The organism is Novosphingobium olei (assembly GCF_012927405.1).
GTDB lineage: Bacteria > Pseudomonadota > Alphaproteobacteria > Sphingomonadales > Sphingomonadaceae > Novosphingobium > Novosphingobium olei.
The window spans coordinates 1-15,172 of the sequence record NZ_JABBGM010000016.1 but is presented as its reverse complement, the minus strand read 5'-3'; the positions used below and the strand labels follow the sequence as shown (position 1 = coordinate 15,172).

General features: G+C 68.7%; 14 protein-coding genes. 7 read left to right on the top strand and 7 right to left on the bottom strand.

Going from position 1 to position 15,172, the window contains the following annotated elements; genetic code table 11:
* Positions 1–186 precede the first annotated feature (186 nt).
* Together HHL27_RS20445 and HHL27_RS20440 are read right to left on the bottom strand one after the other, a co-directional pair.
* Entirely contained in the window at positions 187–2,613 is a 2,427-nt protein-coding gene (locus HHL27_RS20445) for an FtsK/SpoIIIE family DNA translocase (RefSeq protein ID WP_169495246.1), read from the bottom strand.
* Positions 2,614–2,715: 102 nt separating this feature from the next.
* Positions 2,716–3,270, bottom strand: coding sequence for a thiamine phosphate synthase (locus tag HHL27_RS20440; RefSeq protein WP_206069753.1), 555 nt, complete (start codon positions 3,268–3,270; stop codon positions 2,716–2,718).
* On the opposite strand from HHL27_RS20440, the gene HHL27_RS20435 reads away from it, so the two are divergent.
* Positions 3,269–3,967: a YggS family pyridoxal phosphate-dependent enzyme gene (locus HHL27_RS20435; RefSeq protein ID WP_169495245.1), complete on the top strand. Its 699-nt coding sequence runs from the start codon at positions 3,269–3,271 to the stop codon at positions 3,965–3,967. The two genes, HHL27_RS20440 and HHL27_RS20435, sit on opposite strands and share 2 nt — an antisense overlap.
* A 152-nt stretch (positions 3,968–4,119) precedes the next feature.
* On the top strand, positions 4,120–5,427 hold the full coding sequence (locus HHL27_RS22830; RefSeq protein WP_169495244.1) for a diguanylate cyclase: 1,308 nt from the start codon (positions 4,120–4,122) through the stop codon (positions 5,425–5,427).
* 27 nt (positions 5,428–5,454) lie between these two features.
* Here the strand turns inward: HHL27_RS22830 and pyk are convergent, their stop codons facing one another.
* Positions 5,455–6,948, bottom strand: coding sequence for a pyruvate kinase (pyk, locus tag HHL27_RS20425; RefSeq protein WP_420874088.1), 1,494 nt, complete (start codon positions 6,946–6,948; stop codon positions 5,455–5,457).
* Positions 6,949–7,031: 83 nt separating this feature from the next.
* Between pyk and HHL27_RS20420 the strand changes: the two genes are divergently transcribed.
* Both HHL27_RS20420 and HHL27_RS20415 read left to right on the top strand, forming a co-directional pair.
* Entirely contained in the window at positions 7,032–7,355 is a 324-nt protein-coding gene (locus tag HHL27_RS20420) for a DUF1244 domain-containing protein (RefSeq protein ID WP_169495243.1), read from the top strand.
* Positions 7,352–9,355: an acyltransferase family protein gene (locus HHL27_RS20415; protein WP_169495242.1), complete on the top strand. Its 2,004-nt coding sequence runs from the start codon at positions 7,352–7,354 to the stop codon at positions 9,353–9,355. Before HHL27_RS20420 ends, HHL27_RS20415 begins: the two co-directional genes overlap by 4 nt.
* A 7-nt stretch (positions 9,356–9,362) precedes the next feature.
* Here the strand turns inward: HHL27_RS20415 and HHL27_RS20410 are convergent, their stop codons facing one another.
* Positions 9,363–10,058: an HPP family protein gene (locus HHL27_RS20410; protein ID WP_206069752.1), complete on the bottom strand. Its 696-nt coding sequence runs from the start codon at positions 10,056–10,058 to the stop codon at positions 9,363–9,365.
* Positions 10,059–10,175: 117 nt separating this feature from the next.
* Here HHL27_RS20410 and HHL27_RS20405 point away from each other — a divergent pair, with 117 nt between their 5' ends.
* The gene (locus tag HHL27_RS20405) at positions 10,176–11,111 is read left to right on the top strand and encodes a 1-phosphofructokinase family hexose kinase (RefSeq protein ID WP_169495241.1); all 936 of its coding nucleotides are present in this window, start codon (positions 10,176–10,178) and stop codon (positions 11,109–11,111) included.
* 88 nt (positions 11,112–11,199) lie between these two features.
* Here the strand turns inward: HHL27_RS20405 and rpsI are convergent, their stop codons facing one another.
* From rpsI to HHL27_RS20390, 3 genes are all read right to left on the bottom strand, one after another.
* Positions 11,200–11,736, bottom strand: a complete 537-nt coding sequence (rpsI, locus tag HHL27_RS20400; RefSeq protein WP_169495240.1) for a 30S ribosomal protein S9 — start codon at positions 11,734–11,736, stop codon at positions 11,200–11,202.
* A gap of 3 nt (positions 11,737–11,739) precedes the next feature.
* Complete coding sequence (gene rplM, locus HHL27_RS20395; RefSeq protein ID WP_169495239.1) at positions 11,740–12,219, bottom strand: 50S ribosomal protein L13; 480 nt, start codon at positions 12,217–12,219, stop codon at positions 11,740–11,742.
* Between the two features lie 132 nt (positions 12,220–12,351).
* Positions 12,352–13,404, bottom strand: a complete 1,053-nt coding sequence (locus HHL27_RS20390; RefSeq protein WP_169495238.1) for a COX15/CtaA family protein — start codon at positions 13,402–13,404, stop codon at positions 12,352–12,354.
* Between the two features lie 155 nt (positions 13,405–13,559).
* Here HHL27_RS20390 and HHL27_RS20385 point away from each other — a divergent pair, with 155 nt between their 5' ends.
* Together HHL27_RS20385 and thiS are read left to right on the top strand one after the other, a co-directional pair.
* Positions 13,560–13,931, top strand: a complete 372-nt coding sequence (locus tag HHL27_RS20385) for a MerC domain-containing protein (RefSeq protein ID WP_169495237.1) — start codon at positions 13,560–13,562, stop codon at positions 13,929–13,931.
* 69 nt (positions 13,932–14,000) lie between these two features.
* Positions 14,001–14,999, top strand: a complete 999-nt coding sequence (gene thiS, locus HHL27_RS20380) for a sulfur carrier protein ThiS (protein WP_169495236.1) — start codon at positions 14,001–14,003, stop codon at positions 14,997–14,999.
* Positions 15,000–15,172: the final 173 nt, after the last annotated feature.

The following is a 15,172-nucleotide window of genomic DNA, read 5'->3' as shown; positions in this document are numbered from 1 at the left end:
GACAGGATGGATCGGCCCGCCGGCTGGAGACGGAGGAAGAACAGGACGCCGCCGCGCCGATCCACACCCAAGGACGGCGCGCCCCGGCGATGGTTAAGGGCGGAGGTTAAGGGCGGGGGTTAAGGCAAATTGGCGAGATGGGGTTAAGGGCGGGTTGGCACGGCACCGAAGCCCGCGCCGCCCCCGTCAAAGCGGATTGCCGTCCTTGTCGCGGTAGATGTCGCGGCGGCCGACGTGGTTGGCCGGGCCGACAAAGCCGTCGGCTTCCATGCGCTCGATCCATTTCGATGCGGTGTTGTAACCCACGCCCATCTGGCGCTGGATCCAGCTGGCCGAAGCCTTCTGGCTTTCGAACACCAGCTGGCACACCTGCCGGTACTTGCGCTCTTCGGGATTGTCGCTGGCGGTCGCGTCCAGATCGTCGAAGCCGAAGCCGCCGTCTTCGGGCTCCTCGGTCACCGAATCGACGTATTCCGGGCTGCCCTGCCCGCGCCAGTGGTTGGCCACCTTCTCCACCTCCTCGTCGCTGACGAAGGGGCCGTGGACGCGCTTGATCGGGTCGGTCGCGGGCTTGTAGAGCATGTCGCCCTTGCCCAGCAGCTGTTCGGCGCCCTGTTCGCCCAGGATGGTGCGGCTGTCGATGCGGCTGGTCACGGCAAAGCTGATGCGGGTGGGCAGGTTGGCCTTGATCACGCCGGTGATGACGTCGACCGACGGGCGCTGCGTCGCCATGATCAGGTGGATGCCCGCCGCGCGGCTCTTTTGCGAAAGCCGCTGGATCAGGACTTCGATTTCCTTGCCCACGGTGACCATCAGGTCGGCCAGCTCGTCGACGATGACCACGATCTGCGGCAGCACCTGGTAATCGAGCTGCTGCTCCTCGAACAGCTCCTCGCCGGTATCGGGATCGAAGCCCACCTGGATGCGGCGGCCCAGCGGCTTGCCCTTCGATGCCGCGGCGCGGACCTTCTCGTTGAACCCCGACAGGTTGCGCACGCCGATCGAGGACATCTGGCGATAGCGCCGCTCCATTTCCTCGACCGCCCACTTCAGCGCACGCACCGCCTTGGCGGGTTCGGTCACCACCGGCGAGAGCAGGTGCGGGATGTCGTCGTAGGACTTCAGCTCCAGCACCTTGGGATCGACCAGGATCAGGCGGCACTGCGCCGGGGTCAGGCGATAGAGCAGCGACAGCAGGATGCAGTTGAGGCCCACCGACTTGCCCGAGCCGGTGGTGCCGGCGACGAGCAGGTGGGGCATCGTGGCAAGGTCGGCGACGATCGGATCGCCCGAAATGTCCTTGCCCAGGATGATCGGCAGCAGCGCCTTGGAGCTGGCGAACTTCTCGCATTCGACCAGCTCGCGGAACGAGACCATGTCGCGCACCGCGTTGGGCAGTTCGATGCCCATCACGGTGCGGCCGGGAATGGCCGAAACGCGCGCGGAAATCGCGCTCATGTTGCGGGCGATGTCGTCGGCAAGGCCGATCACGCGGCTCGCCTTGGTGCCGGGTGCAGGCTCCAGCTCGTACATGGTGATGACCGGCCCGGTCCGCACCGCGGTGATCTCGCCCTCGATCTTGAAGTCGCCGAGCACGTTTTCGAGCAGGCGCGCGTTCCTTTCGAGCGCGAGCTTGTCGATCTTGGGCTGGGCGCTGGGCGCGGGTTCTTCCAGCAGGCCGGTCGATGGCAGCTCGAACTTGTCGAACAGGTCGCCCTGGCGCAGCTTGGCCCCACCGGCGAGCGGGGTGGGCGCGGCCGGGCGGCTGGGATCGGTGATCTCGGTCGGGCGGCGCGGCGCGGCATCGGCTTCGGGCGCGGCGAGGATGGCAGGCGCTTCGGCGGCCTTGGCCTTGCGCGGGCGGGCAGGCGTGGTCAGCCCCGCATCGTCGGCGGGCACGACGCTGGCGGGCGCGCGGCGCAGCAGCGACGGGATGGTCAGCAGGCGCTGCCATTCGAAGGCGAAGACGCGGCTGAGGAAGAACACCCCCACGCCGAACGCGGCGAGCGCCAAGGCGAGGATGATCCACCCTTCGACCGCGGGGACCGGGTGCGAGACGGTGCGGATCGCCGCGGCGCCGACAAGGCCGAGCAGCCCGCCGACGCCCGCCGGCAGGGTTCCCCCCGGCGCGGTAAAGGCGAGTGCCAGCGTGGTGCCGATCAGCGCCATCGCGATCGCAAGGTTGATCGCAAGCCGCCACCACGCGGGCTCGGCCTCGAGCTCTTCGTCCTCGTCATCGGCGCCATCGTCGATCAGGTCGCCCGCGGCATCCCACAGGCGGCGGGCATAGACATAGAGCAGCGGCAGCAGCAGCCCGCCGGGCAGGCCGAACAGCATCAGCACGCGTTCCGCCGCCCAGGCGCCGGGCAGGCCCATCCAGTTTTCGACCGGGCTGCCCGATGCGGTGCTGCCCGAAGGATCGGTCTGGGTATAGCTGGCGAGCGCCAGCGCAAGGAACACCATCGCCGCGAACAGGGTCGCCCCGCCGATCAGTTCGGCACTGCGGCGCAGGCTGCGGCGCAGGATCGAACGCCAGTCGCCGCGCGGGCCGGCGGAGCCCGATCCGCCGCGCGCGCGGGATGCCCTCGCAGGTGATAGTGCCCGGCTTGCCATTGCGATCCCTTCCGTCCCTTGCGGAACATAATGCGCCCGAAGCGGGGTCAGCGTCAAGAATCCAGCGGATTCCGCAAAAGATTCCAATACGGTTAGGGCGCGTCAGGCGAGCCCGTCGATCGCCGCCCAGCCGTGGACGGCAAGCCGCTTCGCCCGCTGCCGCGTCATCCCGCCCAGCGCCAGCACCGGCAAGGGTGCAAGGCGCGCCAGCAGGCCGAACCGCACCGGGCCGAGCACCAGGCCGCCGGGATGGGTGCGGGTGGGAAACACCGGCGAGAGCAGCACCGCATCCGCGCCGGCGCGCTCCGCCTGCCCGATCTCGCGCAGCGAATGCGCCGTGGCAAAGCGCAGGCCGGGCCGGGGCAGGGTGGGCGCTGCGCCATAGGTCCCGTCGATCCGCCAGCCGCGCAAGGGGCGGCTCGCCAGCACGATGATACCGCGCGCGCGGCACAGCCGGGCGAGCCGTTCGAACCGTGCGGTGCGTTCGCGCGGCGGCAGGTGGTAATGGCGGAAAACGAACCCCGCCCCCCGGGGCAGGCGGGCGATCGCGCGTTCGAGCGCGGCATCGTTGCGCGCGTCGGACAGCAGCAGCAGGCGCGGCAGATCGGCGGGAACGGGGTGGCGGGCGGCCATCGCTTCGCTATAGCACCGCGCCATGGACACGCCAGCAAGCTCGCCCGCCCTTTCGCCGCTCGACCCCATCTCTCCGCTTGATGACGTCCGCGCGCGCATCGCGCAAAGCTGCCGGATCGCGCGGCGCGCGCCCGAAGGCGTGACGCTGGTGGCGGTGTCGAAGACCAAGCCGGCCGAAGCGGTGCTCGACCTTGTCGCGCAAGGGCAGCGCGTGTTCGGTGAAAACCGCGTGCAGGAAGCACAGGCCAAGTTCCCCGCGATCCGCGAGGCGCACCCCGACGTTGCCGTCCACCTCGTCGGCCAGCTGCAGTCGAACAAGGCCGAGGACGCGGTGCGGCTGTTCGATGCGATCCATTCGCTCGACCGCCCGTCGCTGCTGACCGCGCTCGCCCGCGCGATGGACAAGGTGGGGCGGCAAGTGCCGCTGTTCGTGCAGGTCAACATCGGCGCCGAAGAGCAGAAGGGCGGCTGCGCGATTGCCGACCTGCCCGCGCTGCTCGATCAGGCGCGCGACGCGCAGCTTCCGGTCGAAGGGCTGATGTGCGTGCCCCCCGCCGGGATCGAGGCAGCGCCGTTCTTCGCGCTGCTCGCCAAGCTTGCCGCCGACCACGGCCTTGCCGGCCTGTCGATGGGGATGAGCGACGATTTCGAGACCGCGGTGCTGCTGGGCGCCACCCACGTGCGGGTGGGGTCCGCATTGTTCGGCGCGCGCAACGGCTAGTCCCGCGGCGCCTGCCATGGCCAGGACCGTGGCCGACGGGATGGTTAGCGCGGGTTAAAGCGCCGACTCCGCATTGGTCGGGGCAATCGCTTAATCACCCTCTGGTCGTTTGCCGCTAGGTGCGAAGCAGGTCGACAAAGGATTTCCCCGAGGTGAGCACCATCCGCGCGCAGCAGGCGGCCAAGGAAGCCGTGCCCGAACTGTCGCACACGTGGCTGTTCGTGGTACACTTCACGTCGGTCCTGCTCCTGGTGCTGTGCACGGGCGCGGTGGCCTACCACAACTACCAGGACAACGCCGGCGCCTCGACCCTGCTCGCCTATTCCACGGTCGGGCTGACCCTGGCGCTGGCGCTCCAGTTCCTGCTGCACGTGCTGGCGATGCGGACACAGAAGCGCGAGAGCGCGAACCGGTCCGAGATCGCCGATTCGCGCTGGCAGACGGCCGAGCTGTTCGCGATGACCGACATGCTGCAGGCCGCCGAAACGTACGACGATGCCGGCGCCGTGCTGATGGCCACCGCGCGGCGGCTGCTGCCCAGCTACGGCACCGCGCTCTATGTCTTCAACAATTCACGCGACCGGCTCGACCTGGCGCGGGCGTGGGACCTTCCCGAAGGCTATATCGCGCCCGAAACGCTCAGCCCGCACAATTGCTGGGCGCTGAAGCGCGGAAAGCCTCAGATCAACGTGCCCGCCAGCGGCACGCTGTGCTGCGCCCACCATGCGAGCCAGGCGGCCACCATCGAAATTCCGATGATGGCCTGCGGGCAGGTCCACGGCCTGCTGATCCTGCTGCCGACCGAGCAGGACGACGCCTTCGACCGGCTCGTTGGCGTGCGCCGCCTGGGCCGGGCGCTGGCCGATTCGATGTCGCTCGCGCTGTCGAACATCGCGCTGCGCGAAAAGCTGCGCACGCAATCGCTGCGCGATCCGCTGACCGGGCTGTACAACCGCCGCTACATGGAAGACGCGCTGGAACGCTTCGTTTCGCTCGGCGCGCGTGGCGGTGGCAGCACCGCGGTGATCATGCTCGATCTCGACAACTTCAAGCATCTCAACGACGAACACGGCCATGCCAAGGGCGATGCCGTGCTGCGCGATGTCGCCGCGCAGATGGTCGGCGCACTGCGCCCCACCGACGTGCTGTGCCGCTATGGCGGGGAAGAACTGCTGGCGATCCTGCCCGACTGCAGCCTTGAAGATGCCGCCGACAAGGCCGAGCTGCTGCGCGAGCGGATCGAACTGCTGAGCGAAGTCCACGCCTGCGCGATCAGCGCCTCGCTCGGCGTGGCGGCGGTGCCCGAAGCGGCGACCACCGCGTCGGACGTGGTGCCTATCGCCGATGCGGCGCTCTATGCCGCGAAGAAATCGGGCAAGAACCGCGTCGTCTGCGCCGAACGCCGCGCCGGCCGCGAAGGCAACGCCACGCCGCGCCTTGCGGTGACCGGCGGGCGCTGAGGCTGCCGCCAGCTCGGCCGCAACGCGTCAGCTGCGGCGCTTCAATTCGTCGCCGGTCAGCGTCACCACGTGAAGCAGGTTGGTTGCGCCGGGCGTGCCGAAGGGGACGCCTGCCAGCGTGATCAGGCGCGATCCCGCCGTGCCGAAGCCATGGCGCAGCGCCATGCGCTTGCCCTTGGCGATCATCTCCTCGAAGCTGCCGATGTCGCGCGTGCGCACGGCATGCGCGCCCCACAGCAGGCCCACCTTGCGCGCGGTGCGCTCCGACGGGGTAAGCACCAGCATCGGCACGCCCGGCCGTTCGCGCGCCACGCGCCGCGCGGTCGAGCCCGAGCCCGTGAACACGATGATGCCCGAGATCGGCAGCGTCTTGGCGATCGAGGCGCAGGCTTCGGCCAGCGCGTCCGACGTCGTGGGATCGGGCTGCGTTTCGATGAAGTGGACGCGCGCGGCATAGCCCGGATCGGCTTCGACCTGCGCCGCGATGCGGTCCATGATCGTCACCGCCTCTTCGGGCCAGGCACCGGCGGCGGTCTCGGCCGAAAGCATGACCGCGTCGGCCCCGTCGTAGACCGCGTTGGCCACGTCGGACACTTCGGCGCGGGTCGGCGTCGGCGCCTCGATCATCGATTCGAGCATCTGCGTCGCCACGACCACCGGCTTGCCCTGGCGGCGCGCGGTTTCGACGATGCGCTTCTGCAGTGGCGGCACTTCTTCGGGATTCAGCTCAACGCCCAGATCCCCGCGCGCAACCATGATGCCGTCGGCCAGTTCGACGATCTCGTCCAGCCGGGTGATCGCGGCGGGCTTCTCGATCTTGGCCATCAGCGAACCGTAGCCACCCATCAGGCGGCGCGCCTCGGCCACGTCCTCGGGCCGCTGCACGAACGACAGCGCGATCCAGTCGGCGCCGTGCTCCACCGCGAAGGCGAGGTCGCGGCGGTCCTTTTCGGTGAGCGCCGGCACCGGCACGACCGCGTCGGGCACGTTCACGCCCTTGCGGTTGGAAATGACGCCGCCGACTTCGGCGCTGCACAGGATTTCGTTGTCGTCGGCGCGGATCACCCGCAGGCGCAGCTTGCCGTCGTCGATCAGCAGGCGCTGGCCCTTCTGCAGGATGCCGAACAGTTCGGGGTGCGGCAGGCAGACGCGGGTTTCATCGCCCGGCTCGGGATTGCGATCGAGCGTGAAGTGGCCCGAATGGCGGATCACCGCGCGGTCGTTCTTGAACGTGCCGACGCGCAGCTTCGGCCCTTGCAGGTCGCACAGGATGGTGATCGGCCGCGCGACCTTCTCCTCCAGCGCGCGGATCGCCGCGATCGTTTCGGCGTGGGTCGCATGATCGCCATGGCTCATGTTCACGCGGAAGGCATCGACGCCGGCGCGGTAGAGCTTTTCGAGCATTTCGGGCGCGCGGCTGGCGGGACCGACGGTGGCGAGGATCTTGACCTTGCGCTGGCGCAGGTCCTTTCCGGCCCTGGCGCTCTGGGAGGTGCGTGCGGGGGTTGCCGGCTGTGCCACGGGAATTCCTTGCCTTGGTTGCAGGCCGCCTATGGCCCAAACCCCCTTAAAACCCAAGTCGCGATGGTTTAAGGACCTTTTGCATGGATACGAATGCGTCTTACGACCTCGACACCCTGCCCGATGCCGTAGCGGCCAAGGCCTTCCGCAGGCTGGTGCGCCACCTGCAGCTGCGCCACGATGCGCAGAACATAGACCTGATGGGCCTTGCCGGTTTCTGCCGCAATTGCCTGGCCGACTGGATCATCGAAGCCGGTGCCCCGCTTGGCGTGACGCTGGACAAGGCCGCCGCGCGCGAACTGATCCACGGCATGCCGGCGGGCGAATGGAAGGCGACGCGCCAGAGCGAGGCCACCCCCGAGCAGATCGCGCGGATGGAGGAAAGCCTGAAGAAGAACTCGGCTTGACGAAGGTTGCGGAAGCCGCCCCGCACGCCGGGGCGGGCTTTCACTACAGGCCGGAGATCGATGGGTTACGCGCAATTGCGGTCCTGCCGGTGCTGCTGTTCCATGCCGGCAGCACCGTCTTCCGGGGCGGCTTCGTCGGGGTCGACGTTTTCTTCGCGATCAGCGGGTATCTGATCGCAGGGCTTCTGCTGGCAGAACTTGAACGCGGTACCTTTTCCATTGCCACATTCTACGAGCGGCGCGCCCGGCGGATACTGCCTGCGCTGTTCGTGGTCATGGCAGCGTGCATACCGTTCGCGTGGGCATGGCTGTGGCCGACGCAGCTCGACGAATTCGGCAAGAGCCTCGTCACGGTTGCGGCATTCGTGTCGAACGTCGAATTCTATCGCGAAGGAGGCTATTTCGCCAACGACGTGGCGCTCAAGCCGCTGCTTCACACGTGGAGCCTGGCGGTCGAGGAGCAGTTCTACATCGTCTTTCCGGTTGTGCTTTGGGCGCTGTGGAGCTGGGACAGGCACCGGGGTTCGGATCGCAGATGGATGCTGCTGGCCCTGTCTGCGCTGGCGCTCGCCAGCCTTGGCCTGGCGCAGTGGTATGTCGTCCATGCACCCAACGCCGGGTTCTACCTTGCGCCGGGCCGCGCCTGGGAATTGCTAGCGGGGGCAATTGCAGCCCTGCTGCCCGCGCCGACCCGGACGAGCCGGACGAGCCGATCGCGGTGGCGGCACCTGCCGGGCCTCGCGGGGCTCAGCCTGATCGGTGCATCGGCAATGGCGTTCAGCGACGAGAGCCCCTTTCCCGGCCTGATGGCGCTGGTCCCGGTCGGTGGAACCTTGCTCGTGCTGCGCGGCGGTACAGCGGACACACTTGGCGGACAGCTGCTTTCTCTCCGGTGGGTGCGCGGGATCGGCCTCATCAGCTACAGCGTCTATCTCTGGCACCAGCCACTGTTCGCGCTCGCCCGCGCCCGGTCCTCGGCGCCGCCCGGTGCCGCCGAAATGCTGGCGCTCTGTGTGCTGGCCGTGGTGGCGGGCGCCCTTTCATGGCGCTTTGTCGAACGGCCATTCCGCATGGCCGGGCAGCCGCTGCTGCGCCGCCGCCGTTCGGTGTTCCTGGCGGCGATGGCCGGGATGACGCTGCTCGGCGGTACCGGGATGGCACTGCACATCGCGCAAGGGTTTCCGCAGCGCGCTACTCCCGGCGGCACGATGGGCAGCATCGAGGACCGGCTGGCGCTCAACTTTGGCCTGGACGCGGCCTGCGACACGCCCTTCACGTTGTCGCCATTGTGCGCGACCGCTCGCCGGCCCGACACGCTGCTGTGGGGCGACAGCTTCGCCATGCACATTGCGGTAAGCCTGCGTGCCGGCCCGCACCCGCTCGCGTTGCGCCAGCATACCCTTTCAGACTGCGCCCCCTTGCAGGACATTGCCCTCACGGGCCGGGGGCGCGACTACGATCCGACCCATGCCGCGCAGTGCATCGCCTTCAACCGGCACGTTCTCGCATGGCTGCGATCCCACCAGGACGTCCGGACCGTCGTGCTTGCCTCGCCTTTTTCGATGTATCGCGACATCGCATTGGGTCCGGACGGCAGCACGCAAGCAACCACGCCCGAAGCGGTTGCCCGGGCGCTCCTTCGCCTTGTAGCCGCGATCCGCGCGACGGGCGCGCATGTCGTGGTGATCGCACCGCCACCGAACAACGGGACGAACATCGGCCAATGCCTGGCTGCGACACTGCGCGATGGCATTGCTGGCAGCCCGTGCGATTTCCCCCGGTCGAGCGCACGACGGTATCCCGAAACGCTGCTGCGACTGCTGAACGGGCAGGTTCCGGTGATCCGGCTAGACAATATGCTCTGCCCCGGCGGCATCTGCCGCACGCGGGTGGGAGACACCATCGTCTATCGCGACGACCGGCACATCTCGATCGAAGGATCGCGCTGGCTCGGGCACCGGTTCGATCTCGCCGATCGTGTCCGCGCCGCGGCACGTTGAGAAGCCCTCACTGCCCGCCCGCCTTCCATCGCGTCAGCACGCGCTGTTCGACTTCACGGAACAGCGCGTCGAGATCCTCGCGATCGACATCGAGCACTTCGTCCCAGCTTTCGAGCACGGCGTCGAGGTCCGCCGGTTCGTAGGTGCCGGCCCAGGTTCCGGGCGGGAGGGCAGGCGCGGGATGCGGGCGGTGGGGCCAGGGATGGCCGGTCAGCGTGTTGTAGGCCCAGCCGGCAAGAATCAGCAGCACGACGTTGGGCAGGAACGGCATCAGCAGCACGGCGAACGTCCAGCCGCTGGTCTTGACGCCCAGCGCGCAGAGCAGCGCGCAGGCGCCGCCCGGCGGATGCAGGCAGCGCGCCAGCGTCATCACCGCGATGGCGAGGCCCACGGCAAGGCTCGCCGCCAGCCACGGCGCGCCGATGGCATGGCCCAGCGCAAGGCCGATCGCGGCGGAAATCATGTTGCCGCCCAGCACCGACCAGGGCTGCGCCAGCGGGCTTGCCGGAACCGCGAAGACCAGCACCGCCGATGCGCCGATCGGCGCCACCAGCCACGGCGCGCTGCCTTCGGCGAGAAGTTTCGTCACCACCCCGGCCAGCGCGATCCCGATCAGCGCTCCAAGGGCTCCGCGCAGCCAGCCGAGCCGGCCGATGGGCCGTCCTTGCGCCGCAGCGATGCCCTTGCGAAGTATCGTCGGCAATCGGCCCTCCCCGGCCAGATCTTCCCGCGCCCAATGCGATTGATCGGGCGCAATACATCGCTCGCGCGTTGCTGCGACAAAGAAAACGATCTGGCCCAGCAAGATGGATGATTTGTCATGCCCGCAATCGCGACCCTGACGCTCAACCCGACGATCGACGTCGCCTATGAAGTCGACCGGATCGTGCCGACGCACAAGATCCGCACCACGCACGAATACTACAACCCCGGCGGCGGGGGCATCAACGTGGCGCGGGTGTTCGTGCGGCTGGGCGGCAATGCGCGGGTGATCTACATGTCGGGCGGGGCGACCGGGGCCGCGCTCGACGGGCTGATCGATCTGCACCAACTGGTCCGCACCCGCGTGCCGATCGCCGGGCCGACGCGCATCGCGCTCGATGCACTGGAACACGAAAGCGGCAAGGAATACCGCTTCACGCCCGCCGGCCCCACGGTGAGCGAGGCCGAATGGACCGCCTGCCTCGACGTTATCGACCGGACCCCGTGCGACTGGCTGGTGGCGAGCGGATCGCTGCCGCCGGGCATGCCGGCGGACTTCTACGCAACGCTTGCCCGTCGCCTTGCCGCGCGCGGCATTCCGCTGGTGCTAGACACCTCGGGCGAAGCGCTGCGGGCCGGCCTTGCCGGGGGCCGCATCGCGCTCGCCAAGCCGAGCCGGGGCGAGCTGGAGGCGTTGGTCGGCCACAAGCTGGAGAGCGTGGGCGCGGTGGCCGGGGCGGCGATGGGCATCGTGCAGGCCGGGCAGGCGCGTATCGTGGCGACGACGCTCGGCCACGAAGGCGCGGTGCTGAGCCACGAAGGCGGCAGCGTCTATGCACAGGCCCTGCCGATCGAGGCGCAAAGCGCGGTGGGTGCGGGCGACAGCTTCGTCGCCGGGATGGTCTATGCGCTGGCCACCGGGGCCCCGATCGAAGAAGCGTTCCGCCATGGCGTGGCCGCGGGCAGCGCCGCGGTGCTGCGCGCGGGCACCGACCTTGCCCGCCCGGCGGACATCGCGCGCCTGCTGGAGCAGGTAAGGATCACCCGCCTGTAGCGCACAAAAGAAAACGCCCGGCGTTGCGGCCGGGCGTTTCTTGTTCTGTCCGGTACCGGCGCTTCGCAAAGCGCCAGCCGAAACGCGATCAGCGCTTCGAGAACTGGAAGCTGCGGCGAGCCTTGGCGCGGCCGTACTTCTTGCGTTCGACGACGCGCGGGTCGCGGGTCAGGAAGCCGGCGGCCTTGACCGCGCTGCGCAGGGCAGGCTCGAACTTGGTCAGCGCCTGGGCGATGCCGTGCTTGACCGCGCCGGCCTGGCCCGAAAGACCGCCGCCCTTGACGGTGCAGACGATGTCGTACTGGCCTTCGCGACCGGCAACCTGGAACGGCTGATTGATCACCAGGCGCAGGGTCGGACGGGCGAAGTAGACTTCCTGGTCGCGGCCATTGACGGTGACCTTGCCCGAGCCGGGCTTCAGCCACACGCGGGCGACGGCGTCCTTGCGGCGGCCGGTGGCGTACGAACGGCCCTGGGCGTCGACTTCACGATCGCGCAGCGGCGCAGTGGGCGCAGCCGGAACGACCGGAGCATCGACGTCGGCAGCAGCAGCGGCCGGAGCGGGAGCATTGGCGGTGAGGTTCTTCAGATCCGCCAGGCTCGAAACGGTATCGGTGTCGGACATGGCTTACGCACCCACCTTGTTCTTGCGGTTCAACGAAGCGACGTCGAACGCTTCGGGCTGGGTACCGGCATGCGGGTGTTCCGCGCCGGCATAGAGATGCAGCGCACGCAACTGCGCACGGCCGAGGGGGCCACGCGGGATCATGCGTTCCACGGCCTTTTCAAGCACGCGCTCGGGGAAGCGGCCTTCCAGCACCTTGGCTGCGGTCACTTCCTTGATGCCGCCGGCATAACCGGTGTGCTTGTAGTAGATCTTGTCCTTGAGCTTGTTGCCCGTGAACTTCACCTTGTCGGCGTTGATCACGACAACGTGATCGCCGCAATCGACGTGGGGGGTGAAGCTCGGCTTGTGCTTGCCGCGCAAAAGGTTGGCGACGATGACGGCCAGACGGCCGACCACCAGGCCTTCGGCATCGATCAGATGCCACTTCTTTTCCACCTCGGCCGGCTTGATCGACCGGGTGACCTTGCTGAGAGCCTTCATGGCTGGGTCCTTAAGATTCTGGTACGCCGCTTGGGGCAAGCTGCCCGGTGCGACGAGGAAGCGCGCCTTTGTTGCAAAGCGCGCCAGGAGTCAAGCTTGCGGGCCGGTTTCCGCAGAGGTAAAATGATACCGTCAGGCTTTTCGCGCCGCCTGCCGGCCCAGCGCGTGGGCGCCCCAGGTGGTGGCGACGAGCAGCAGCGCGCCGGTCAGCTGGTGCAGGACGGCGAGCGGAATGGCGACGGCACTCCACACCGTGGCGATGCCGAGCAGGACTTGCGTGCCGAAGGTCGAATGGATGGCGATCGAGGCGGCGCGGTCGGTCTTGCGCACCCGCCGTGCCAGCACGACCAGCACGGCGACCACCGCCCAGGCCCACCAGCGATGGATGAACGGCACCAGGAAGGGATCGGACAGCATGGCGTGGAGCGCGCCCTTCGCCCAGTCGATCCCGGCGGGCACGAACGATCCCTGCATCAGCGGCCAGGCGTCCCAGTTGAACCAGCCGGCACCTGCCGTCACACCCGCGCGCAGGCCCGCCGTGAGCGCGCCCCACAGCAGCTGCAGCCCCATCATGGCGAGCGCGAGCGCGGCAAAGCCCGTCAGGCGCGCGCGCGGCTCGCCCCGGCTGAGCGCCCGCAGGTCGAGCGCGGTCCAGACGAGGCCCGCAAGCGTGGTCAGCGCGACCAGCAGGTGGGTGGCGAGGCGGAAGTGGCTGACCTTGACGTCGTGGACGATGCCCGACTTGACCATCCACCAGCCGACCGCGCCCTGCAGCGCGCCCAGCGCCAGCAGCGCGAGCAGGCGCGGCTTGTATCCTTCAGGGATGCGGCCCTTCGCCCAGAACCACGCCAGCGGCAGCGCGAAGACCATGCCGATCGTGCGGGCGAGCAGGCGGTGGACCCATTCCCAGAAGAAGATGAACTTGTAGGTGGCGAGCGTCATTCCCGCCGGGCCGTTGACGAGGATGTACTGCGGCGTCTGGCGGTACTTGTCGAATTCGGCAGCCCACGCCGCCTCGGTCAGCGGCGGCAGCGTGCCCGACACGACGTTCCATTCGGTGATCGAAACGCCCGATTCGGTCAGCCGGGTGATCCCGCCGACCACGACGATGGCCACGACCATCGCGGCGACGACGAAGAGCCAGCGGGAAAGCGAAAGCGGTGCGGATCGGTGGGCGCTGTCCATGGCGCCGCGCTCTGCGACTGCCTGCCGCGAATCGCAAGCGGTATCGGGGGGCAATGCATCGGACGGCGATGGCCCGCGAAGATCATTGCCCATGAAGACCCCGCCCACGAAGACCATTGCGTGATGATACATTGTTACATATATCGGTCGGTGCAATGACCCAAGCCCTCCTCGCCCTGCGTGCCCGACTCGACCGGTTCGGCGTCGTCCTTTCGGGGCTGTGCCTGATCCACTGCCTGGCCGGGTTGTTCCTGGTCGGCGTGCTGGGCCTTGGCGGCGGGGTGCTGCTCGATCCTTCGATCCACCGCATCGGCCTGATCCTGGCGCTGGTCGTCGGGGCGAGCACGATCGGCCTTGGCGCGCTGCGTCACGGGCACCTGCTGCCGCTGGCGGTCGGCGGCACCGGTCTTGCGCTGATGCTGGGCGCGGTGCTGGTCGGCCACGGCAGTGCCGAAGCCGTGCTGACGATCATGGGCGTGCTGATGGTGGCGAGCGCCCACGTGATCAACATGCGGCGCGGGTGCTGAGCCGGGTTGCCGGGCGGCTGATCCTTTAGCGCACTTGCACGCAGGGCCTGCGACGCTACATCGGCGCGCATGGCCAGCTCTCCCTCCCCCGCCGCCCTGCTCTCGCTCACCGTCAACGGCGAACCGCGCCGCGCCGCGCCCGGATCGGTCGCAGACCTCGTCCGCAGCCTCGAACTGGAGCCGACCAAGGTGGCGGTCGAGCGCAACGGCGAGATCGTGCCGCGCTCGACGCTGGCCGATGTGGCGATCGCCGAGGGCGACGTGCTGGAGATCGTCCACTTCGTCGGCGGCGGGCAGGATGACGATACCTGGAGCGTCGCCGGGCGCACGTTCCGTTCGCGCCTGATCGTCGGCACCGGCAAGTACAAGGACTTCGCCCAGAACGCCGCCGCGGTCGAAGCCTCGGGTGCCGAGATCGTCACGGTAGCGGTGCGCCGCGTCAACGTCAGCGATCCCAAGGCGCCGATGCTGACCGACTATATCGACCCCAAGAAGATCACCTACCTGCCCAACACCGCCGGCTGCTTCACTGCCGAGGACGCCATCCGCACGCTGCGCCTGGCGCGCGAGGCGGGCGGCTGGGACCTGGTCAAGCTGGAAGTGCTGGGCGAGGCAAAGACGCTCTATCCCAACATGGTCGAAACCATCCGCGCCACCGAAGTGCTGGCGAAGGAAGGCTTCCTGCCGATGGTCTACTGCACCGACGATCCGATCGCGGCGAAGCAGCTTGAGGACGCGGGCGCCGTAGCGGTGATGCCGCTGGGCGCGCCGATCGGGTCTGGCCTGGGCATCCAGAACCGCGTGACCATCCGCCTGATCGTGGAAGGCGCCAAGGTGCCGGTGCTGGTCGATGCCGGCGTCGGCACGGCAAGCGATGCGGCGGTGGCGATGGAACTGGGCTGCGACGGCGTGCTGATGAACACCGCCATCGCCGAGGCGAAGGACCCGCTGCTGATGGCCCGCGCGATGAAGCTGTCGGTCGAAGCCGGCCGCGCCGCGTACCTCGCCGGGCGGATGGGCACGCGCAAGTACGCCGATCCCTCCAGCCCGCTTGCGGGACTGATCTGACACGCCGCCTTATCCGGCGGCGAGCCCGGACGATAACGCCGTGGGGAAGATACGGACCTGCGCGACCGGCGCGGGCGCCATGCGTGGCGCGTGCGCGTGGAGGGCAAGAGGAACGCTGTGGCGAGTGGCCGGCGGGGCGTTGGCTATCCCGGATCGGCTCAGCCTGAATTCGG

What these genes read in the sequence shown, in the direction of transcription:
- HHL27_RS20420 (WP_169495243.1), top strand. Translation starts at nt 7,032, where the DNA reads ATGGATACGAATGCGTCTTACGACCTCGACACCCTGCCCGATGCCGTA.
- rplM (WP_169495239.1), bottom strand. Translation starts at nt 12,219, where the DNA reads ATGAAGGCTCTCAGCAAGGTCACCCGGTCGATCAAGCCGGCCGAGGTG.
- thiS (WP_169495236.1), top strand. Translation starts at nt 14,001, where the DNA reads ATGGCCAGCTCTCCCTCCCCCGCCGCCCTGCTCTCGCTCACCGTCAAC.
- HHL27_RS20385 (WP_169495237.1), top strand. Translation starts at nt 13,560, where the DNA reads ATGACCCAAGCCCTCCTCGCCCTGCGTGCCCGACTCGACCGGTTCGGC.
- rpsI (WP_169495240.1), bottom strand. Translation starts at nt 11,736, where the DNA reads ATGTCCGACACCGATACCGTTTCGAGCCTGGCGGATCTGAAGAACCTC.
- HHL27_RS20445 (WP_169495246.1), bottom strand. Translation starts at nt 2,613, where the DNA reads ATGGCAAGCCGGGCACTATCACCTGCGAGGGCATCCCGCGCGCGCGGC.
- HHL27_RS20405 (WP_169495241.1), top strand. Translation starts at nt 10,176, where the DNA reads ATGCCCGCAATCGCGACCCTGACGCTCAACCCGACGATCGACGTCGCC.
- HHL27_RS20440 (WP_206069753.1), bottom strand. Translation starts at nt 3,270, where the DNA reads ATGGCGCGGTGCTATAGCGAAGCGATGGCCGCCCGCCACCCCGTTCCC.
- HHL27_RS20435 (WP_169495245.1), top strand. Translation starts at nt 3,269, where the DNA reads ATGGACACGCCAGCAAGCTCGCCCGCCCTTTCGCCGCTCGACCCCATC.
- HHL27_RS20390 (WP_169495238.1), bottom strand. Translation starts at nt 13,404, where the DNA reads ATGGACAGCGCCCACCGATCCGCACCGCTTTCGCTTTCCCGCTGGCTC.